Genomic DNA, 19,506 nt, shown 5'->3' with positions numbered 1-19,506 from the left:
ATGAGATTATATAAAAATTTTTTGTTTATCTTTTTCCTGATCAGCCTGACGGTAAATGCCCAAAATCAACTGTCAAAAGAAGAAGTGCTGGAAGTGATTAACCGCGCAAATACTTATTGGCAACATCACAATAAACCAGAAGTGAGAGCCTTTTGGGATCACGCGGCTTATCATACCGGTAACATGGCGGCCTATGAGGTGACGGGGAATGAAGCCTATCGGAGATATTTGGAAGACTGGGCTGAGTACAACAAATGGATGGGCGCAAAATCGACAGATAAATCCAATTGGAAATATAAATATGGGGAAACAGATGAGTATGTATTATTTGGCGACTGGCAGATTTGCTTTCAAACTTATATTGATTTATACCATTTAAAACCCGAGGAGTATAAAATTGCAAGGGCAAAAGAGGTGATGGAATACGAAATGGCTACACCCAACAATGATTATTGGTGGTGGGCAGATGGTTTGTACATGGTAATGCCGGTGATGACTAAACTTTATAAGGTAACCGGTGATCAAAAATACCTGGATAAACTTTATGAATATTTTATGTACGCCAATAGCATTATGTATGATAAGAAGGAAAAGCTTTATTATCGCGATGCCAAATATGTTTATCCTAAACATAAAACTGTCAATGGTAAAAAAGATTTTTGGGCAAGGGGAGATGGTTGGGTGTTTGCTGGTTTGGCAAAAGTGCTTAAAGATCTGCCCCTTACAGATCCACATCGAAATGAATACCTAAATAAATACCGTAATATGGCTAAAGCGATTGCTAAAAGCCAGCAAACCGAGGGCTACTGGACCAGAAGTATTGTAGATCCGTTACATGCGCCCGGACCTGAAACCAGTGGCACGGCTTTTTTTGCCTATGGGTTATTATGGGGCATCAATAATGGTTATTTAAAGGAGAAAACTTATTTGCCAATAGCGCAGAAAGCCTGGGCATATTTAACTAAAACTGCCCTGCAACCTGATGGTAAATTGGGCTATGTGCAGCCAATAGGAGAAAAGGCCATTCCAGGTCAGGTTGTAGATATCAATTCAACAGCTAATTTCGGTGTAGGTGCATTTTTGTTGGCCGGAAGCGAAATGTACCGCTATCTGTTACACAAGTAATAAATTTTAGGGTTAAAAATGAAAGTTAAAAATATTTTAGTTGCTGCTTTAATGGTTGTTTGGGTTAGTGGGGCTGTTTTTGCACAGAAGAAAAACAGAAATACCAAGGCCACTTCCTTAACAGATCGACAGTTTTGGTTGCAACAGATGGATAAAATGGTGAGACCTGTGCTGTACAATCTGGCTAAAGATAGTTTGCGGATCGCCATGCCGAAGGTTACATCTATTCATATTGATAATAAGGAGCACCGCATTAAAGTACAGTATGTTGAGGTTTTAGGTAGGGTGCTGAGTGGTATTGCACCATGGTTACAGCTAGAAGGAGGTTCGGCAGAAGAGGTGGCGTTAAGAAAACAGTACCGGGAGTGGGCAATAAAAGGATTAAAAAATGCATTGGATTCGAATGCCAGAGATTTCATGACCTTCGATATTGGCGGACAACAACTGGTAGATGCATCTTATATCGCACTTGCTTTGGTTCGTGCGCCCTGGTTATGGGAAAACCTGGATAAGAAAAATCAGGAGCTGATGATGCAATCTATCGTTACGACGAGAAGATTTAAACCCGTTTTTTCCAACTGGTTGCTGTTTTCGGCGATGAATGAAGCCTTTTTAGCCAGATTTGGTTACAGTTGGGATCCTATGCGCGTTGATTACGCTTTGCAACAAATGGAACAGTGGTACACCGGTGACGGCATGTACACCGATGGAACAAATTTCGCCTTCGATTATTACAATAGTTACGTTATCCATCCCTATCTGGCTATTTTGGCCAACATTATTGGTACCAGAACGAACAGCTATAAAGATATGTTTGAAAAGATTAAGAAACGCAATGAGCGTTATGCCGTCATTCAGGAAAGATTAATCAATACCGATGGTAGCTATCCGGCTACCGGTCGATCTATCATCTACAGGGGAGCTGCATTTCACCACCTGGCTGACATGACCTGGAGGAAAGCACTGCCTAAACAGTTAAGTCCGGCTCAGGTACGCTGTGCACTGACAGCTGTAATCAGAAAAACTTTGGAAAGCCCCTCAACCTATAAAAATGGCTGGTTAACGATAGGTTTATATGGCGATCAACCCAATCTCGGTGATTTTTACAACAACCAGGGCAGTCCGTATATTGCATCAAATATCTTTTTGCCTTTAGGTTTGCCAGCGTCCGATCCTTTTTGGGCTAACCCGGCAGAGAAATGGAGTGCGCAAAAGATCTGGAGCGGCGAGAATTTCGAGAACGACCATAGCGTCAGTTTAAAATAGACAACACTTTAACACACAAATAGAAAACAGGGAATAGCCCTCTTGGTAACATTAAAAATTAGTTGATTAAAATGATGAACAAAAGAATCAGTTTCGTTTTAGGTTTTATCGCCTTTGGTCTGAGCTTAAGCAATTATGTTTCTGCACAGCAAACCTATACTTCTTTTACCCCTGGTAAAATTTGGAAAGATAATAAGGGCGTGCACATCAATGCCCACGGAGGTGGTATTGTAGAGTATAGGGGCGTATATTATTGGTTTGGGGAACATAAAGTAGAAGGAGAAATCGGAAATACGGCACAAGTAGGTGTACATTGTTATTCATCAAAAGATTTATATAACTGGAAAGATGAAGGTATCGCATTGCCGGTTTCTGACGATTTGACAAGTGATATAGCCAAAGGCTGTATTCTGGAAAGACCAAAGGTGGTGTACAATAAGAAAACTAAAAAGTTTGTCATGTGGTTTCACCTGGAACTTTTGGGTAAAGGTTATGCAGCAGCCAGATCGGGCGTAGCTGTTTCCGATCGTCCTACAGGGCCATATACTTTTATCAAGAGCTACAGGCCAAATCCTGGCAAAATGCCTTTTTATGCCGCAGGCACAGATGTAAAAGATATGGTAAACTGCCAGAAACCAGCCAATGAAAGTGATGGCTTTTTCTGCAGGGATTTTCCTGGCGGACAGATGGCAAGGGATATGACTGTTTTCGTGGACGATGATGGAAAGGCCTATCATGTATTTTCTTCAGAAGAGAACCTGACATTGCACTTAGCTGAATTGACGCCCGATTATTTAGGACATACCGGAAAATTTATCAGAATTTATGTGGGGCATCAAACTGAGGCACCAGCTTTATTCAAGAAAAATGGAAAATATTATATGATTGGTTCAGGCTGTACAGGTTGGGCACCAAACGCGGCAAGGTGGTTTGAAGCAAGCGACATTTGGGGACCATGGAAGTATATGGGAAATCCCTGCCAGGGGGAAGGTGCTAATATAACCTTTGGCGGACAGAGTACCCATGTTTTACCGGCGCCCGGAAAAAAAGGAGAATTTATTTTTATGGCAGATAAATGGACACCCAAAAATGCAATTGATGGACGTTATTTGTGGTTGCCAATTAAATTTGATAAAGATAAAATTTCAATAAACTGGGCAGACGAATGGGATCTGAACGTTTTTAAAAAGTAGAAAAACCAAATTTTTTATATAAACCAGATGATTGGATTGCACAGAAATGTGTAAAATAGAACTTTTTTGTCTAAAATTCCGGTCATCTCTAAACAAACTTTAACAAAAAAATGAAAGCAAAATTACTATGGCTGGTGGCGCTATGTTGCTCCTTATCGGCTTTTGCGCAGCAAGCTAAACATACGTTTAAGCTGGGAGAAAAAGAGTTTTTATTGGATGGAAAACCTTTTCAGATTATATCTGGTGAGATGCACTACCCTCGTGTGCCGAAAGAAGCATGGCGGGCACGTATGAAAATGGCAAAAGCCATGGGCCTAAATACCATTGGAACCTATGTGTTCTGGAATTTGCATGAACCACAAAAAGGTAAGTTCGATTTTTCAGGTAATAACAATATTGCAGAGTTTGTGAAAATTGCCCAGCAAGAAGGGTTATGGGTTATCTTACGACCTAGTCCTTACGTTTGTGCAGAATGGGAATTTGGTGGTTATCCTTATTGGTTGCAAACTGAAAAAGGTCTTGTAGTAAGAAGTACTGAGAAGCAATATCTTGATGAGTATAAAAAATACATTATCGAAGTTGGTAAACAATTGGCACCATTACAAATTAACCATGGTGGTAATATTATCATGGTGCAGGTAGAGAATGAATATGGTTCTTATGCTGCCGATAAAAACTATTTAGATATCAACCGGAAAATGTTTATAGAAGCAGGCTTTGATGGTTTACTTTACACCTGCGATCCTGCTGCAGATGTAAAGGATGGACATTTAGATGGATTACTGCCTGCACTGAACGGAATCGATAATCCGTCTAAAATCAGACAGCTGGTAAATGAAAATCACGGTGGCAAAGGCCCGTATTTTATTGCTGAATGGTATCCTGCATGGTTTGATTGGTGGGGAACCCCTCACCATACTGTTCCGGCTGAACAATATACCCAAAAGTTAGATTCTGTTTTAGCAGCAGGTATTTCCATCAACATGTATATGTTCCATGGTGGCACTACCCGCGATTTTATGAATGGTGCTAACTATAAAGACACTTCACCTTATGAGCCACAAATTAGTAGTTATGATTACGATGCGCCTTTAAATGAAGCTGGAAATGTGACTGAAAAATTTAAGGCATTTAGAAGTGTGATCGAAAAACACCTTCCTGCAGGACAAAGTTTACCGCCGGTTCCAACTGCAAAACCGAGCATGGCTATTGCACCTTTTAAATTGCATACTAAAGTAGCTTTGTTTAATGCCCTGCCTAAAGCCGTAAAAAATAGCACCCCATTAACTTTCGAAGATCTGAGCCAGGATTATGGTTACGTATTATACCGCACTACCATTAAAGGAGGTAGAAAAGGTGATTTGCAGCTTAAACAATTGCGAGATTATGCACTTGTTTTTGTTAACCAGAAAAGAGTGGGTATTTTAGACCGTAGGCTAAACCAGAATACCTTATCGCTAGACCTTCCGGCAGGAGAGGTGCAACTGGATATTTTTGTGGAGAACATGGGACGTATAAATTTTGGAAAGTATCTGCTTGAAAACAAAAAGGGCATTACAGAACAGGTTAGTTTCGATGGTAGCGAGATTAAAAACTGGTCTATGTATGGCTTTCCTTTTAGCAACGATTGCATAGCTACAACAGGTCAGGCAAAAGCAAACGGATATGGGCCAACTCTACAGAAAGGATCTTTTCAGATTTCAACGGTAGCCGATACTTATTTAGATATGACCGATTGGGGCAAGGGCGTGGTTTGGGTTAACGGACATAACCTAGGAAAGTATTGGGCAATTGGTCCGCAACAGACGCTCTATATCCCGCAGGAATGGTTAAAAAAAGGTAAAAACGAGATTTCGGTTTTAGAACTGATCAAACCTGATCAGAATACTTTAAAAGCGATTGATCAGCCGATTTTAAATACGCTTAAAAAAATTAATCTGGATTAGGCACCTATAAATTCATTAATTCGTAGTGTATCGAAAAGCAAGCACGGATTAATGAATAGAAAATGAATCTCCGAACCATGCTATAGTCTCTACCCTGACCTCGTTTCAGGGTCTTTAAAAAAAGTCTCTGACCCGCTTTGATCGTCTGATTGATCTAAACTTATAAGTTAGGAAATCCATAGAGACGCTATGCTTAACTCTACTGGCAGTCACCAGAAAAAAGTTCATGAAAATGACTGCCTGTAAATAGAAAAGGGCCATGGAAACTTAACCATGGCCCTTTTCGTATTTGATGTTTAATAACTATTTCTGAACCTTTATTTCGGTTCTTCTGTTCAGTATCCTGCCTTCTTCGCTGTTATTGTTGCTGATGGGATTTTTTTCGCCATGGCCAACAACAGTAAAGTTATTTCCATTTAAACCAGCATTTATAAAGTACGATTTTACGGCATTTGCACGGTCTACAGAAAGTTGCATGTTATGTTCGGGTGTACCTTCAGCAGATGAATAGCCATTGAGGATAAATTTCGTATCCGGCGATTTTTTCATCTCTGTAACCGCTTTATCTAAAATAGGGAATGATGATGTTTTAAGTACGAATGAGTTAAACTCGAATTGAATGTTATCTAAATTAAAATTTGGTTTTTCAACCGGTTCCGGAGTTTCTTCTTTCTCGACAGCAGGCGCTGGTTTTTCCGCTTCCACTGGTGGCGCTGCTTTTTCAACCGGTTTCGGAGCAGGCTTTGCAGCCAGTTTCTTTGTTTTACAAGAATACATAGTAAGCGTAAACAACGCCAAAAGCGTGGTAAATAAAAGGTTTTTGGTAATGTTCATGTTTTAAGATTAATTTATGTTTATTGTGTGTTTGTTGCCCAAACATACTAATAAATGATTATAGCTATAACGATGTTTTTCCAAAGAGCTTATATTTCATCTGTTAATCATATTAATTTACTTACATGTTACGCAAACATATTTATCGCTAATTCCTTTATCTATTATAACCTGCTATTATGGACCGTTTTAAAAACAAAATCGCTTTAATTACCGGAAGCAGCCAGGGAATTGGCGCTGCATGTGCCTTAAGATTGGCCAAAGATGGCTGTGATATTATATTGAACGGACATAAGTTTGATGAAAGGGGAGAGAAGCTTATTGCAGATATAAAGGATTTAGGCAGAAGGGTAACTTTTTTAGAAGCTGATTTAAGTAAAGCAAATGCAGCCACCAAGTTGATCAACGATGCTGTAGAGGTATTTGGCCATTTAGATATTTTGGTCAATAACGCAGGCGTAGAAAAAAATTCCTGTTTTTGGGAGGTTACAGAAGAGGATTATGATCTGATCATGAATACAAATTTGAAAGGTGTTTTTTTTAGCATCCAGTCATTTGTAAACTACTGCAGAAAAAATAAAGTATCAGGAACTGTAATCAACATGAGCTCTGTACACGAAGAAATCGCATTTCCAAATTTTGCTGCCTATTGTGCCAGTAAAGGTGGTTTAATGATGCTCACCAGAAATCTCGCTTCAGAATTAGCACAGTTTAAAATCAGGATCAATAATGTGGCGCCCGGCGCGGTTGCAACACCAATTAACCGGGATTTATTAGACAATAAGGAACAACTGGAAAAAGTGCTTCAAAATATTCCATTAAAACGAATGGGTAAACCAGAGGAGGTGGCAGCCGTGGTTGCTTTCCTTGCTTCTGATGATGCCACTTACGTAACCGGATCAACTTATTATGTCGATGGTGGATTGACCTATCATTACGAAGAGCAATAGGCTAATCCGTTTTGCGGCTCAGTTGTTTATTAAGCTCTACAGCTGCGCTGATTAAAGCCAGGTGTGTAAAGGCCTGTGGGAAATTGCCCAGGTGTTCGCCTTTTTGCCCCAATTCTTCGCTAAAGAGGAAAAGATGGTTGGAATAACCGATCATCTTTTCAAAATTTTCAACCGCACGTTCCAATTCTCCACTTTTAGCCAATGCTTCAATAAACCAGAAAGAACACATGTTAAAAGTGCCTTCTTCGCCCTGTAGTCCGTCTATTTTAGTCATGCCATTTTTATATCGGTAAACCAATACATCCAGCAGTAATTCTTTATCAATTGCTTTCATGGTCGAAAGCCAGCGTGGTTCCAACGGTGAAATGAAATGTGTTAACGGCATCAATAAGGCACTGGCATCTACGTGGGTAGCGCCTTTATACTGAACCCATGCCCCTAACTTTTCATTCCAGAAATTGTGATAAATGTCTTTATAAATTTCGCTGCGGATACCGTGCCATTCCTGCTCCGGGTAGGGAAACGATCGGTTTTCGGCAATTTTAATTGCCCTATCCATTGCTACCCAGCACATTAAACGTGTGTGAAGGAACTCCTTTTTCTCATTCCTGATTTCCCAGATGCCGTGATCAGGTTTTTTCCATTGCTTGATTACACACTGAACCTGTTTTTCGATCAATTTCCAGAATTCGTAGGTAATTGGTTTATGTGATTTATTGTAAATGTAAACCGTATCAATCAGTTCTCCATAAATATCAATCTGTAACTGACTTGCTGCTTCATTGCCAATTCGTACGGGCTTCGACGAGCGGTAACCTTCAAACTGACCGGCTTCTATTTCTTTTATTTTCGTATTGCCATCAATCTGATATACCAGTTGCAGGTCTATCTTCTGGCAAAGGTTAAATATCCAGTCTATAAATGCAGTAGCCTCATCAAAAAAGCCCAGCCTTAAAAATGCATACATGGTAAAAGCGGCATCCCTGATCCAGGTAAAACGGTAATCCCAGTTACGGTTTCCACCGATCGTTTCAGGCAGTCCAAAAGTAGGTGCGGCCACTACCGAACCAAATTCTGCCGATGTAAGCAACTTTAGGGTAATTGCCGATCTTTTTATAATTTCATCATAACGTCCTTGATAGGAGGTTTGACTGATCCATTCACGCCAGTAATCAACGGTTTTGCGATAACCATGTGCTTTATAATGGGCCAAATCAGCGGCAACTTTATCATCCTGAATAATTTCCATAATGATGTGCGCCGTTTCCGATTCCTTTAGGGTAAATTCAGCATAGCCAGTACCTTTTTTGATATGTAACGGCACATCCGCTTTTAGTTTTAAGGTTAGTTTTTCAGTTTCGGAAAAAAATACCAGTTCATCATTTTCATGCCAAACCGTATGTTCACTCATCATGTAGCCAAAAGCCGGTACACAGAAAACCTTAAAAGTGATATCGCCTCTGATGGATTTGATCTGCCGTACAATAGCGCTGGGAAAATCAGTTTCCTTCGATACCGGCATGTAATCGCTAAGCTCTGCGATGCCTTGTTCGGCGAAAAAACGGGTAAGCAGCACTGCCGTTCCCGGTAAATAAAGTTGTTTGCTGGTAAAGTTTTTAAGCTGTGGTTCAACCGAGAAATAACCTCCTTTTTCCGAATCGAGCATCGAGGCAAAAACGGTGGGAGAATCGAATTTTGGTGCGCACAAAAAATCTATTGAGCCATTTAGCGAAACCAGCGCTATAGTTTTAAGGTTGCCGATAACGCCATAGTTTTCTATTGGCTGGAAAGGTCGTTTTCTGTGCTTTGCCATATTTAAGGTATAATTTACCTAAGCAAAGGAATAAGGGTTGGTTTTTGTTTTATCGCCGTGATAATAGGCATTACAAAATGCAAAAATAAGCTACACCTTTAAGTTTGGTACCAGGCTCAAAAAGGCCTGTGCATTGGCGGCATACTTTTTCTTATCTAACTTGAAATAGAATGCGCCTTTTTTGGAACCCGTTCTATCTTTCTCTGCCAGCTTGATCAATAATCCCGTAGAAGTAATTTTCCGGCTGAAATTCCTCGTATCTATTTTAGTATCATTTACTTCTTCAAAAAGGATGTGCAGCTGTGGAATGGTGAATTTTTTAGGCAACATTTCGAACAGTATAGGGTGTAAGGCCGCTTTGTACCTTAACTTTTTACGGGCATCAGCAACCATTTGGTTATGGTCGAAAATAAGTTTGGGCCTATCGTTGATTAAAAACCATTCGGCCTCATAATCGTCGTTTAATTGCGCCTCATATTTGTGGATGTCAATAAGCGCAAAATAGCCGACAGAAAGTGTTCTTTCAATCGGGTCACGAAGAGGTTCTCCGTAAATCTGCATCTGCTCCAGGTAAACACCTTCTAAACCTGTCATTTTTTTAAGTACCCGGTTTGCTGCATCATCCGGGCTTTCACTAGGCCCCACGAAACCACCCATCAAACTCCACTTGTTGATCTCGGGTTCTAGGCCACGTTTTACCAACAGAATTTTAAGGTGTTCTCCATCAAATCCAAACACGATGCAATCAACAGCTACAAGATAATGCGGCTGCCTGGAATATTCAATCATTTTTTATTAAGGTTTAAAGGGCTTAATATGTTCAAATTTTTACGAAAATAAAAATTATTATTAATTGTCGTTTTGACAATTAATAATAATTTTATAATTTGGCGCCTTGGATAAGAAGGCCATGTGGCCTTCTTTTTTCTAAACAGTTGAAAATATAAAATGAACCAAACATTCGAACTTGACAATAATCCGCATACCCGGCTCAACATATTAACCGGTGAGTGGGTTTTGGTATCACCGCATCGCACTAAGAGGCCATGGCAAGGTAAAGTTGAAGACATTACCCCAGATAACCGCCCGGAATATGATCCAAAATGTTATCTATGCCCTGGAAACGGAAGGGCAGACGGAGATAGCAACCCATCCTATACAGATAGCTTTGTTTTTAACAATGATTTTGCCGCTCTGTTGGAAGATACACCAGCCGGAAAAATGAACGAAGACGATTTGTTGGTAGCCAACAACCAACGCGGGCTGTGCAGGGTAATCAGCTTTAGCCCTAAGCATAATCTAACTCTTCCCGAGATGAGTGTAGAAGCCATAACCGCTGTAGTTAATGTTTGGCAGCAGGAGTTTAACAGCCTGGCTGGCAACGAGTGGATTAAATACATTCAGATTTTTGAGAATAAGGGTGAAATAATGGGCTGTAGTAATCCACATCCCCATGGTCAGATCTGGTCGTTGGGCGATGTACCGATGGAAATTGCCAAGGAAACCGATCGTCAGAAAACTTATTATGCCATCCATAGAAGAAGTTTACTTGCTGATTATTTAAAGCTGGAGCAAAAGAAAAACGAACGCATCATATTTGAAAATGATCATTTTGCAGTACTGGTACCTTTCTGGGCAGTCTGGCCTTACGAAACCATGATCATCAGCAAACGGCATGTAGGAAGCATTAAACTTTTCTCTGCTGCAGAAAAGAAATCGTTAGCCGAGGCCATTAAAATCCTTACAACCAAATACGATAACCTTTTCGAAACTTCTTTCCCATACTCGGCAGGTATGCACCAGGCACCTGTAAATCATGGAGATTATCCGGAGTGGCATTGGCATATGCATTTTTATCCACCTTTGTTGCGCTCAGCATCGGTTAAAAAATTTATGGTAGGTTATGAGATGCTTGCCAACCCTCAGCGCGATATTACGCCCGAGTTTGCAGCAAATCGGCTTAAAGAAATGTCTACTATACACTATAAAACCAGCAAGGCTGAAGATTAAAATTTTAATAAATGAATGCACAAGATTTAAGAAGTACATTTAAAAGACTTTTCAATGCCGAACCCATTTTGGTTCGCTCGCCGGGAAGGATTAACATTATTGGCGAACATACCGATTATAACGGTGGTTTTGTAATGCCTGCTGCTATTGATAAGGCTATCTATGTTGCCATATCGAAACGAGAGGATGACGAAATTCATTTATTTTCAGAAAGTTACCAGCAGTTTGATATATCATCCATAAAGAATTTACAGAAATCAGAAAATAGCTGGGCAAACTATATTTTAGGTGTAGCCGATCAGCTAAAAGAAAGAGGGTATGCTTTAGGAGGTTTTAATTTTTATATTGATGGTGATGTACCGTTGGGTGCAGGCTTATCGTCATCAGCAGCTGTGGAGTGTGCAACAGGTTTTGCGCTCGATCAGCTTTTTTCTCTTGAGGTTCCAAAACTGGATATCGCTTTGGTTGCACAAAAAGCCGAACAGACTTTTGCTGGTGTTAACTGTGGGATTATGGATCAATTTGCCTCTGTATTTGGCCAAAAAGATCAGGCCATCATGCTCGATTGCCGAACAATGCAACACAGCTACATTCCGCTGAAGTTAGATGGTTATAAACTTTTACTTTTAAATACTAATGTAAAACATGCGCTTGCCGATTCAGCCTACAACAAAAGAAGGGCACAATGCGAGCAAGGTGTAGCCTGGATAAAAGAGCATTACCCTAACGTAAATACGTTACGAGACGTAACTCTTGAAATGCTGGAAGCGCATGTAAAACCAAAAGATGAAGAAGTGTTTACAAAATGCAGTTTTGTAGTTAAAGAAATCGGGCGTTTACTTACCGCGGCTGAGCAACTTGTAAATGGTAATCTGCACGGTTTGGGGCATCTGATGTTCGAAACCCACGAAGGTTTAAGCAAAGATTATGAAGTAAGCTGTAAGGAATTGGATTTTTTAGTGGCGGAGGTTAAACCGCTGGATGAAGTGTTAGGTGCCAGAATGATGGGCGGTGGCTTTGGTGGTTGTACCATTAATATCGTTAAAGAAGAGAAAATAGCAGATTTGATCGAAGAACTGTCTTCTAAATATTTATTGCAATTCGGCCTCAAGCTGGATGCTTATATTGTTCAAACCGATAATGGAACCAGTTTATTCAATTAAAAACTAAATAACCCAACTGGGATATTAACCCAATAAATCAATGAAAAACAATTTATTAGATACGAAGGATTACATTGTCTTTGCAATTTACTTCGTTATTGTGGCTGCTTACGGGCTTTATATTTACAACAAGAAAAAGTCAGAATCTACCGGTTCTAAAGATTATTTTCTTGCTGAAGGTTCTTTAACCTGGTGGGCAATTGGCGCTTCCTTAATTGCATCGAACATTTCCGCAGAGCAGTTTATCGGGATGAGTGGCTCAGGTTTTAAAATGGGATTGGCCATTGCCACCTATGAATGGATGGGAGCGCTAACCTTGGTGGTTGTAGCTGTATTTTTTATACCGGTTTATTTGAAAAATAAGATAGCCACCATGCCGCAGTTTTTGCACCAACGTTATAATGGCACTGTTGCGATGATTATGGCCGTTTTCTGGTTATTGCTGTATGTTGTGGTAAACTTAACTTCTATTCTCTATCTGGGGGCCCTCGCCGTAAGCAGTATTTCTGGTTTCGACCTGAGATTCTGTATGTATGCCATTGCCGTTTTTGCTATCATTATTACCCTCGGCGGGATGAAAGTAATCGGTTACACGGATGTAATTCAGGTATTTTTCCTGATTTTAGGTGGTTTGGCAACAACGTATCTGGCATTGAACCTGGTTTCCACACACTATGGTACAAGCGGCGTATTTGAAGGTTATAGCTTAATGACGACTAAGGCTTCTGAGCATTTTCACATGATTTTTAAGCCAGATAACGAAAATTACATCAACTTGCCTGGGTTAAGTGTATTGATTGGGGGTATGTGGATCGTAAACCTGAATTACTGGGGCTGCAACCAGTACATCACACAGCGTGCATTGGGTGCCAATTTAGAAACTGCCCGCGGCGGTCTTCTTTTTGCTGCTTTCTTAAAATTGCTTATGCCTATCATTGTGGTATTGCCTGGTATAGCCGCCTATGTGCTATATAAAGACGGCGTGTTCCAATCTGAAATGATTCAAGGTGGTTCTGTTGTCCCTGATCGTGCTTATCCGGTATTGTTGAACTTGTTACCTGCGGGATTAAAAGGACTTTCTTTTGCTGCGCTAACCGCTGCTGTTGTAGCCTCACTGGCAGGAAAAGCAAATAGCATTGCCACCATTTTTACTTTAGATATCTACAAAAAAGTATTAAAAACAGATGCCTCTGAGAAAAATTTAGTTACAACAGGCAAGATTTCTATTATTGTAGCCATGATTCTCGGTGTATTGATTGCGCCTCATTTGGGAATAGATAAGAAAGGTGGTTTTGAATATATTCAGGAATATACCGGGTTTGTATCTCCGGGTATTTTTGCCATGTTTATTTTAGGCTTCTTTTGGAAAAGGACTACATCAGCAGCCGCATTATTTGCTACAATAGGCGGTTTCGGTTTATCAGTTTTACTTAAATTCTTACCAATAGTAACCGATCTGTCCTGGTTAGCTGGAATGGGTTTTTCTGTCAAAAACGCAGATGGTGTATACGAAATTCCGTTTTTAGACCGGATGGGCTTTGTATTTGTATTCTGTATCATCGGTATGGTGATCATTAGTTTGGTAAGCAATAAAGCTAAGGCCGAAGCTAAAGGATTGGCCATTGATGCTAAAATGTTTAAAACAAGCCGAGGTTTTGCGGTTGGTGCTTTAATCATTATCGGGCTATTGGTTGCGCTGTACAGCGTATACTGGTAGCGATTAGTTGTTGACCTTGACAATTTTAATGTGCGTAATGCCTTAAGATTGTCAAGGTTATCCACTTATCAGGACATCTTGTTCTGGTAAATCTCCTGCTAAATTGATCAGGATCTTTCCTCTAAGTCTGCCCGGTTGAAGCTAATGATTTGATCGTTATATTTTTCGCTTCCTGTTTAAAAAAGCTTTTGAAGTTTTATTGGAATAGATATAAAATAGCAACGAGATCATTAACGTTGTAACCTTGGTCTTTTACTCTTAAAATTGGGGTTTGGGTTAGGATTTGTTTTTGGCTTTGGTGTTTTAGCACCACTTTCATCCTCAGATATTTTAACAGTAATTACATTACCTTTAAAAGTTTCTCCATTTAAGGTAGATACGATATTTTTGGCATCAGCAAGACTGTAAATTTCCAGAAATGCATAGCCTTTACATTTTCCCGTAGCCCTGTCACGAACTACTTTAATTGTTTCAACCCTACCATGAAGGCTAACCCAAATTGCCAAATCCATTTCTTGGATATTGTCAGGAAGGCCGCCTATGAAAATCTTAACCATTAATCTCTTATTTTAGGGAACACTTAGGGCTTTACTATTAAAAGCTACATTGTTCTTTTAGGCTTGCAAAATAGGTAAAATGATGCGCTTACCCAAACTAAATTTTACCAATTTTGCCCAATTTTATGATAACTTTTTGGTGAAGAGTGACTAAAAATATTGATGTTAACTGAGATAAAACGTACATTAGCTTTCTAATGACCAAAAAACAGTTCAAAATATGAGCACCCGCAAGCTAAGCATCCTAATCCTCATTTCATCACTACTTTTCATATCACCATTTACACAAGCAAAAATATCATTGCCTTCGGTTTTTAGTGATAATATGGTTTTACAGCAGAAAACAAATGCCGCAATTTGGGGCAAAGCAGATGCAGGTAAAGCTGTTAAAGTAATGGTTTCATGGAACAAAATTAATTATGGCGCTATTGCCGATTCCAATGGAAATTGGAAACTTAAAGTAGCAACACCAAGTTACGGTGGTCCGTATACCATCACCATATCAGATGGAGAGTTATTGGTACTCAATAATGTATTAATTGGCGACGTGTGGATCTGCTCCGGGCAATCGAACATGGAAATGCCGCTGGCAGGTTGGGGCAAAATCTTCAATAGTGAAAAAGAAATTGCAGCAGCAAACTATCCCTACATCCGTTTACTGCAGGCAGAACATGTTACCAGTAACTTTCCGCTTAACGATGCTAAAGTGGCTTTTGGCGGCTGGCAGGAATGTAGCCCCAAATATATTGCCGGATTTTCTTCTACCGCATACTTTTTCGCCCGCGAAGTGTATCAAAAAACTAAAATTCCTATCGGCCTGATCCATACTTCATGGGGGGGAACAGTGGCAGAGGCCTGGACGAGTGCTGAATCGCTAAAAAAGATGTCAGATTTTTCTGCAGCAGTTGATCAGATACAGAAAATGGCTAAAAACACATCGTCAACTTCTTACGAAGATAAATTGTTGAAATGGGTGAAAATTACTACTGATAAAGATTCAGGTAATCAAAATGGGACGATGAAATGGGCATTACCGACGAGTGATAGCTGGAAAAATATGACGTTGCCAACCTTATGGGAAGATGCCGCACTTAAAGATTTCGATGGAGTAGTTTGGTTTACAAAAAAGGTTACCATCCCCGAAAACTGGAAAACAAAAGGAGCAAAACTTAATTTGGGCACTGTTGATGATAACGATGTTACGTTTATTAACGGTGTGAAAATTGGTGAAACTGCAGGATATAACGTTGAAAGAACTTATGTTATACCTCTTGATTTGCTCAAAGCGGGTGAAAACATCATTACTGTGAGGGTTTTTGATAGTGGCGGCGGTGGCGGATTATATGGTAATGCCAATGATTTAAATTTAACAAATGGAGCGGAGAAGATTTCGTTGGCCGGCGAATGGAAATATAAAATAGGTTTGAACTTTAAAAATATTGAGCCTAAGCCATATGAAGAGAATGGTCCTAACCGACCAACTGTTTTGTATAACGCCATGATCCATCCTTACTTACAATTTTCCATCAAAGGAGCGATCTGGTATCAGGGCGAATCAAACGCCGATAGAGCTTACCAATACCGCACGTTATTTCCAACGATGATTAAAGATTGGAGACAGAAATGGGGACAGGGCGATTTTCCGTTCTATTTTGTACAGCTGGCTAATTATATGCAAATCGATCAAAAACCAACAGCTTCTTCATGGGCCGAATTAAGGGAGGCACAGCAAAAAACACTGTCTTTGCCAAATACAGGCATGGCCACGATTATTGATATTGGAGATGCAAAAGATATCCACCCTAAAAATAAACAGGAGGTAGGCAGGAGGCTGGCTTTAATTGCCCTGGCTAAAACATATGGACAAAAAATAAATTATTCTGGCCCTATTTACCAGTCAAATAAAATTGAAGGAAAACAGATCATATTATCGTTTGGCAATAGCCAAAATGGATTAAAAACAGCAGATGGAGCAGCGCCAACTGGTTTTGCAATCGCTGGCGCAGATCAGAAATTTTACTGGGCCAAAGCAAGTATTAAAGGGAACCAGATTATCGTCAGTAACGATCAGGTAGCAAATCCCGTTGCCGTTCGTTATGCATGGGGAAACAATCCCGTATGTAACCTGGTGAGTAATGATGGTTTACCCGCATCGCCATTTAGAACAGATACCTGGCCTGGGATTACCTTTGGCAAAAAATAAATTTAAAAAAGCGTTTTTGAATAACCCCAACAATTTATCTCGTATAAGTTGTCGGGGTTAAATTATCGGATTACCTGCATTAATAGGTTCCTCATATTTTTTACTAAATCGTTTTATTAGTTGTACAGATTTGTTAGTTTTACTTTATAAATTTCTAACCAATTACCTTTTTATGACTAAAATAATATTCTCCTTATGTGTGCTGCTGGCTGGCTTATCAATTAGATACACAAGGGCACAAAGCTTAACTGAATTTAATAAAGCACCATTAAAACAGCAGGTTTATGTGCAATTGCCCTTAGGCAGTATCAAGGCGAAGGGTTGGTTGTTAAAGCAGCTGGAGCAACAAAGGGATGGTGCAACAGGCATGGCCGAAGAGCTGTATCCGGAAAAAGACAATCTGGGCAAAAATACCGATTGGTTAGGCGGGGAGGGTAGCAGCTGGGAGCGCGTACCTTATTACGTTAAAGGCCTGGTCGCGCTGGCCTATACTTTAGATGATCCCATGCTAAAAGCGAAAGCGCAAAAGTATATCGATTGGACATTGAACAACCAGCAGGCTAATGGATTATTTGGTCCTCCTAAAATGAAAGACTGGTGGCCACGTATGCCAATGATGTATGCATTGCAAAGTTATTATGAGGCCACCAATGATAAAAGGGTTATTCCTTTCCTTTCAAAGTACTTTCAATATGAACTGGATCACCTCGATGTCAATCCTTTAAGTGAGTGGGCTAAAGCAAGGGCAGGTGATAACATGGAAATTGCCATTTGGCTTTACAATAAAACCGGCGAAAATTATTTGTTAAAGCTTGTAGAAAAGTTAAAACAACAGGCTTACCCATGGATCGATATTTACGCCAACAACGGATTTTACTTTTTTGGAGACGATTTTCAGCCAAAACATATGGTTAATGTGGCGCAGGCGTTAAAATTCCCCGTAGTTTACGCCCAGCTTCAAGATTCGCCCGGTAACCTTCAGGCCTTTTCTAAAGGCATCACTCATATTATGCGCGACCACGGTCAGCCAGAAGGTTTAGGTTCTGGAACAGAATTTTTGGCGGGTACCAGTAGCATTGAAGGTGTAGAAACCTGTACCGTGGTAGAATGGATGCAGAGTTTAGAAACAGCAGCCAGGATTATTCACGAAGTAAAAATTGGCGATCAGTTAGAAAAAGTAGCTTTCAATGCTTTGCCAGCTCAGTTTAGCCGGGATTTTAAAAACCATTCTTATTATACCTTGCCCAACCAGGTGCAGAGTATCCATGGAGAGCATGGCTTTAATCAGGATTATAGCACAGGCATCGTTTCGAGCCCATATTCAGGCTTCGGCTGCTGCCGCTATAATATGCACATGGGCTGGCCTTATTATGTGAAAAATAGTGTGGTGGCTACGCCAGAGAAAGGCCTGGCCGTGATTACCTATGGACCAATGGAAATAGAAACTGTAGTTGCCGAGAACAAAAAGATTAAAATTACCGAAGAAACCAATTATCCATTCGGAGAACAGATCAGACTAAACCTAGGACTTGCTGCTCCTGTATCTTTTCCATTGATATTAAGAATACCGGCATGGAGTCTTAAGCCGAGCGTTAAGTTAAACGGAGTGATGTTAAAGGGGGTAAAGGCCGGAGAAATGTTTACCATAAGCCGCAAATGGGAAAATAAAGATCAACTGGAACTTAACTTTCCAATGGAAATCATTACCAGCAAACAGGTCAATAATTCTGTAAGTGTGGAGCGTGGCCCGATTGTTTATGCCTTAGAAATTAAGGCCGAAAACAGGGTAACAAAAACGCACGCTGTTGCAGGCTTTACCGATTATGAGATCCATCCAAAATCGGCATGGAATTATGGCTTAATGATTGATAAAAATGGTCTAAACCAGGCCAGTTTGCTCAGATCAAAAATGCCGGAAAATCCTTTTATAGCAGCATATGCACCGCTTAAATTAAAGGTTTTGGCGAAAAAGATTCCCTCATGGGGCTTAGATTACAATAAGGTTGCTGCTTTTGATGTGCCCTATAGTCCGATTGCGTCTGTAGCAAAGCCAGAGGAAATTGTATTGGTGCCTTACGGTTCAGAAAATATCCGTTTAAGTTGTTTTCCCGTAATCGGTCAAACCAAAATGATAAATAGAACCTTAGTTGAGAATTTTGATCAGGGGATGGCCAGCAATTGGGTTTTTTATGGCGGTGGCTGGTTTTGGAAAGATGGTAAAATGAACGTTTCTTCCAATCCTGGTTCTGGTGGTTTTGGTATAAATGGGTCTAAATACGTAGCCAATGGTACAGACTTTAATGATTTTATTTATCAGGCAGAGGTTAAGATCGATACCAAAGGTGATGCCGGGTTAATGTTCAGGGTGGCTAAACCTGCCATTGGTCCGGATGCTTACCAGGGCTATTATGTAGGTTTAGATCAGGTTAATGGGACCATAGTGCTCGGAAAAGCAGACGGGCAAAAATGGACGGTAATAGGTTCAAAAAAATACCCTGTTGAGACGAATAAAGTGTATATCTTAAAGATAATGGCTAAGGGTTCTAAATTCGATGTTTTTATAGACGGATCTGCCAGGCCTGTACTTTCGGCATCAGACAGCCAATATCAGTCTGGAAGTATAGGATTAAGAACATATAAGGCATTGGCAAGCTTTGATTCGGTAAAAATTAACATCATTTAACGTCAGTTCATGACCCCTTAAAACATTACGGCAAGAAATTTGCTGA

At 40.1% G+C, this 19,506-nt stretch carries 14 protein-coding genes; 10 read left to right on the top strand and 4 right to left on the bottom strand.

Annotated elements, in window-relative coordinates; all coding sequences use genetic code 11:
* The 4 genes from ACIQXP_RS14665 to ACIQXP_RS14650 all read left to right on the top strand — a co-directional run bounded on the left by ACIQXP_RS14665 (position 1) and on the right by ACIQXP_RS14650 (position 5,530).
* A complete protein-coding gene (locus ACIQXP_RS14665) occupies positions 1–1,125 on the top strand; it encodes a glycoside hydrolase family 88/105 protein (protein WP_387505815.1) in 1,125 nt (374 codons plus the stop codon).
* Between the two features lie 18 nt (positions 1,126–1,143).
* The gene (locus ACIQXP_RS14660) at positions 1,144–2,391 is read left to right on the top strand and encodes a DUF2264 domain-containing protein (RefSeq protein ID WP_387505814.1); all 1,248 of its coding nucleotides are present in this window, start codon (positions 1,144–1,146) and stop codon (positions 2,389–2,391) included.
* 71 nt (positions 2,392–2,462) lie between these two features.
* Positions 2,463–3,584 carry a glycoside hydrolase family 43 protein gene (locus ACIQXP_RS14655; protein ID WP_387505813.1) on the top strand — a complete coding sequence of 374 codons (1,122 nt, stop codon included), beginning with the start codon at positions 2,463–2,465 and terminating at the stop codon, positions 3,582–3,584.
* Between the two features lie 110 nt (positions 3,585–3,694).
* The gene (locus ACIQXP_RS14650; RefSeq protein ID WP_387505812.1) at positions 3,695–5,530 is read left to right on the top strand and encodes a glycoside hydrolase family 35 protein; all 1,836 of its coding nucleotides are present in this window, start codon (positions 3,695–3,697) and stop codon (positions 5,528–5,530) included.
* Positions 5,531–5,833: 303 nt separating this feature from the next.
* Here ACIQXP_RS14650 and ACIQXP_RS14645 read toward each other — a convergent pair whose 3' ends face one another.
* Positions 5,834–6,364, bottom strand: a complete 531-nt coding sequence (locus ACIQXP_RS14645; RefSeq protein ID WP_293741322.1) for an OmpA family protein — start codon at positions 6,362–6,364, stop codon at positions 5,834–5,836.
* Between the two features lie 179 nt (positions 6,365–6,543).
* On the opposite strand from ACIQXP_RS14645, the gene ACIQXP_RS14640 reads away from it, so the two are divergent.
* Positions 6,544–7,314, top strand: a complete 771-nt coding sequence (locus ACIQXP_RS14640) for an SDR family NAD(P)-dependent oxidoreductase (RefSeq protein ID WP_293741321.1) — start codon at positions 6,544–6,546, stop codon at positions 7,312–7,314.
* A 1-nt stretch (position 7,315) separates the two neighbouring features.
* Here the strand turns inward: ACIQXP_RS14640 and ACIQXP_RS14635 are convergent, their stop codons facing one another.
* Both ACIQXP_RS14635 and ACIQXP_RS14630 read right to left on the bottom strand, forming a co-directional pair.
* On the bottom strand, positions 7,316–9,127 hold the full coding sequence (locus tag ACIQXP_RS14635) for a glycoside hydrolase family 15 protein (RefSeq protein ID WP_387505811.1): 1,812 nt from the start codon (positions 9,125–9,127) through the stop codon (positions 7,316–7,318).
* A 90-nt stretch (positions 9,128–9,217) separates the two neighbouring features.
* Positions 9,218–9,916: an NUDIX hydrolase gene (locus tag ACIQXP_RS14630; RefSeq protein ID WP_293741319.1), complete on the bottom strand. Its 699-nt coding sequence runs from the start codon at positions 9,914–9,916 to the stop codon at positions 9,218–9,220.
* A 159-nt stretch (positions 9,917–10,075) separates the two neighbouring features.
* Here ACIQXP_RS14630 and ACIQXP_RS14625 point away from each other — a divergent pair, with 159 nt between their 5' ends.
* Genes ACIQXP_RS14625 through ACIQXP_RS14615 form a run of 3 tightly spaced genes read left to right on the top strand, consistent with a single transcriptional unit; the run spans position 10,076 to position 14,017 of the window.
* Positions 10,076–11,137, top strand: a complete 1,062-nt coding sequence (locus ACIQXP_RS14625) for a UDP-glucose--hexose-1-phosphate uridylyltransferase (protein ID WP_293741318.1) — start codon at positions 10,076–10,078, stop codon at positions 11,135–11,137.
* Between the two features lie 11 nt (positions 11,138–11,148).
* The gene (locus ACIQXP_RS14620) at positions 11,149–12,300 is read left to right on the top strand and encodes a galactokinase (RefSeq protein ID WP_293741317.1); all 1,152 of its coding nucleotides are present in this window, start codon (positions 11,149–11,151) and stop codon (positions 12,298–12,300) included.
* Between the two features lie 40 nt (positions 12,301–12,340).
* Positions 12,341–14,017 (top strand): sodium/sugar symporter, encoded by a 1,677-nt coding sequence (locus ACIQXP_RS14615; protein ID WP_090987648.1) that lies wholly within the window; start codon positions 12,341–12,343, stop codon positions 14,015–14,017.
* A gap of 230 nt (positions 14,018–14,247) precedes the next feature.
* On the opposite strand, the gene ACIQXP_RS14610 is transcribed toward ACIQXP_RS14615, so the two are convergent.
* Complete coding sequence (locus tag ACIQXP_RS14610; protein ID WP_293741316.1) at positions 14,248–14,574, bottom strand: RNA recognition motif domain-containing protein; 327 nt, start codon at positions 14,572–14,574, stop codon at positions 14,248–14,250.
* A gap of 220 nt (positions 14,575–14,794) precedes the next feature.
* On the opposite strand from ACIQXP_RS14610, the gene ACIQXP_RS14605 reads away from it, so the two are divergent.
* Together ACIQXP_RS14605 and ACIQXP_RS14600 are read left to right on the top strand one after the other, a co-directional pair.
* A complete protein-coding gene (locus ACIQXP_RS14605) occupies positions 14,795–16,777 on the top strand; it encodes a sialate O-acetylesterase (protein ID WP_293741315.1) in 1,983 nt (660 codons plus the stop codon).
* Positions 16,778–16,949: 172 nt separating this feature from the next.
* Positions 16,950–19,460 carry a beta-L-arabinofuranosidase domain-containing protein gene (locus ACIQXP_RS14600; RefSeq protein WP_387505810.1) on the top strand — a complete coding sequence of 837 codons (2,511 nt, stop codon included), beginning with the start codon at positions 16,950–16,952 and terminating at the stop codon, positions 19,458–19,460.
* Positions 19,461–19,506 lie beyond the last annotated feature (46 nt).

Source organism: Pedobacter suwonensis (assembly GCF_044762335.1).
In the GTDB taxonomy this organism is placed as follows: Bacteria; Bacteroidota; Bacteroidia; order Sphingobacteriales; family Sphingobacteriaceae; genus Pedobacter.
Note: the sequence above shows the minus strand (reverse complement) of the source record. Positions and strands in the feature narration are given on the sequence as shown.

Bases quoted from the DNA above. Each gene is read 5' to 3' on its own strand.
- ACIQXP_RS14620 (WP_293741317.1), top strand. From the start codon at position 11,149: ATGAATGCACAAGATTTAAGAAGTACATTTAAAAGACTTTTCAATGCC.
- ACIQXP_RS14630 (WP_293741319.1), bottom strand. From the start codon at position 9,916: ATGATTGAATATTCCAGGCAGCCGCATTATCTTGTAGCTGTTGATTGC.
- ACIQXP_RS14625 (WP_293741318.1), top strand. From the start codon at position 10,076: ATGAACCAAACATTCGAACTTGACAATAATCCGCATACCCGGCTCAAC.
- ACIQXP_RS14615 (WP_090987648.1), top strand. From the start codon at position 12,341: ATGAAAAACAATTTATTAGATACGAAGGATTACATTGTCTTTGCAATT.
- ACIQXP_RS14665 (WP_387505815.1), top strand. From the start codon at position 1: ATGAGATTATATAAAAATTTTTTGTTTATCTTTTTCCTGATCAGCCTG.
- ACIQXP_RS14655 (WP_387505813.1), top strand. From the start codon at position 2,463: ATGATGAACAAAAGAATCAGTTTCGTTTTAGGTTTTATCGCCTTTGGT.
- ACIQXP_RS14650 (WP_387505812.1), top strand. From the start codon at position 3,695: ATGAAAGCAAAATTACTATGGCTGGTGGCGCTATGTTGCTCCTTATCG.
- ACIQXP_RS14660 (WP_387505814.1), top strand. From the start codon at position 1,144: ATGAAAGTTAAAAATATTTTAGTTGCTGCTTTAATGGTTGTTTGGGTT.
- ACIQXP_RS14640 (WP_293741321.1), top strand. From the start codon at position 6,544: ATGGACCGTTTTAAAAACAAAATCGCTTTAATTACCGGAAGCAGCCAG.
- ACIQXP_RS14605 (WP_293741315.1), top strand. From the start codon at position 14,795: ATGAGCACCCGCAAGCTAAGCATCCTAATCCTCATTTCATCACTACTT.
- ACIQXP_RS14600 (WP_387505810.1), top strand. From the start codon at position 16,950: ATGACTAAAATAATATTCTCCTTATGTGTGCTGCTGGCTGGCTTATCA.
- ACIQXP_RS14645 (WP_293741322.1), bottom strand. From the start codon at position 6,364: ATGAACATTACCAAAAACCTTTTATTTACCACGCTTTTGGCGTTGTTT.
- ACIQXP_RS14635 (WP_387505811.1), bottom strand. From the start codon at position 9,127: ATGGCAAAGCACAGAAAACGACCTTTCCAGCCAATAGAAAACTATGGC.
- ACIQXP_RS14610 (WP_293741316.1), bottom strand. From the start codon at position 14,574: ATGGTTAAGATTTTCATAGGCGGCCTTCCTGACAATATCCAAGAAATG.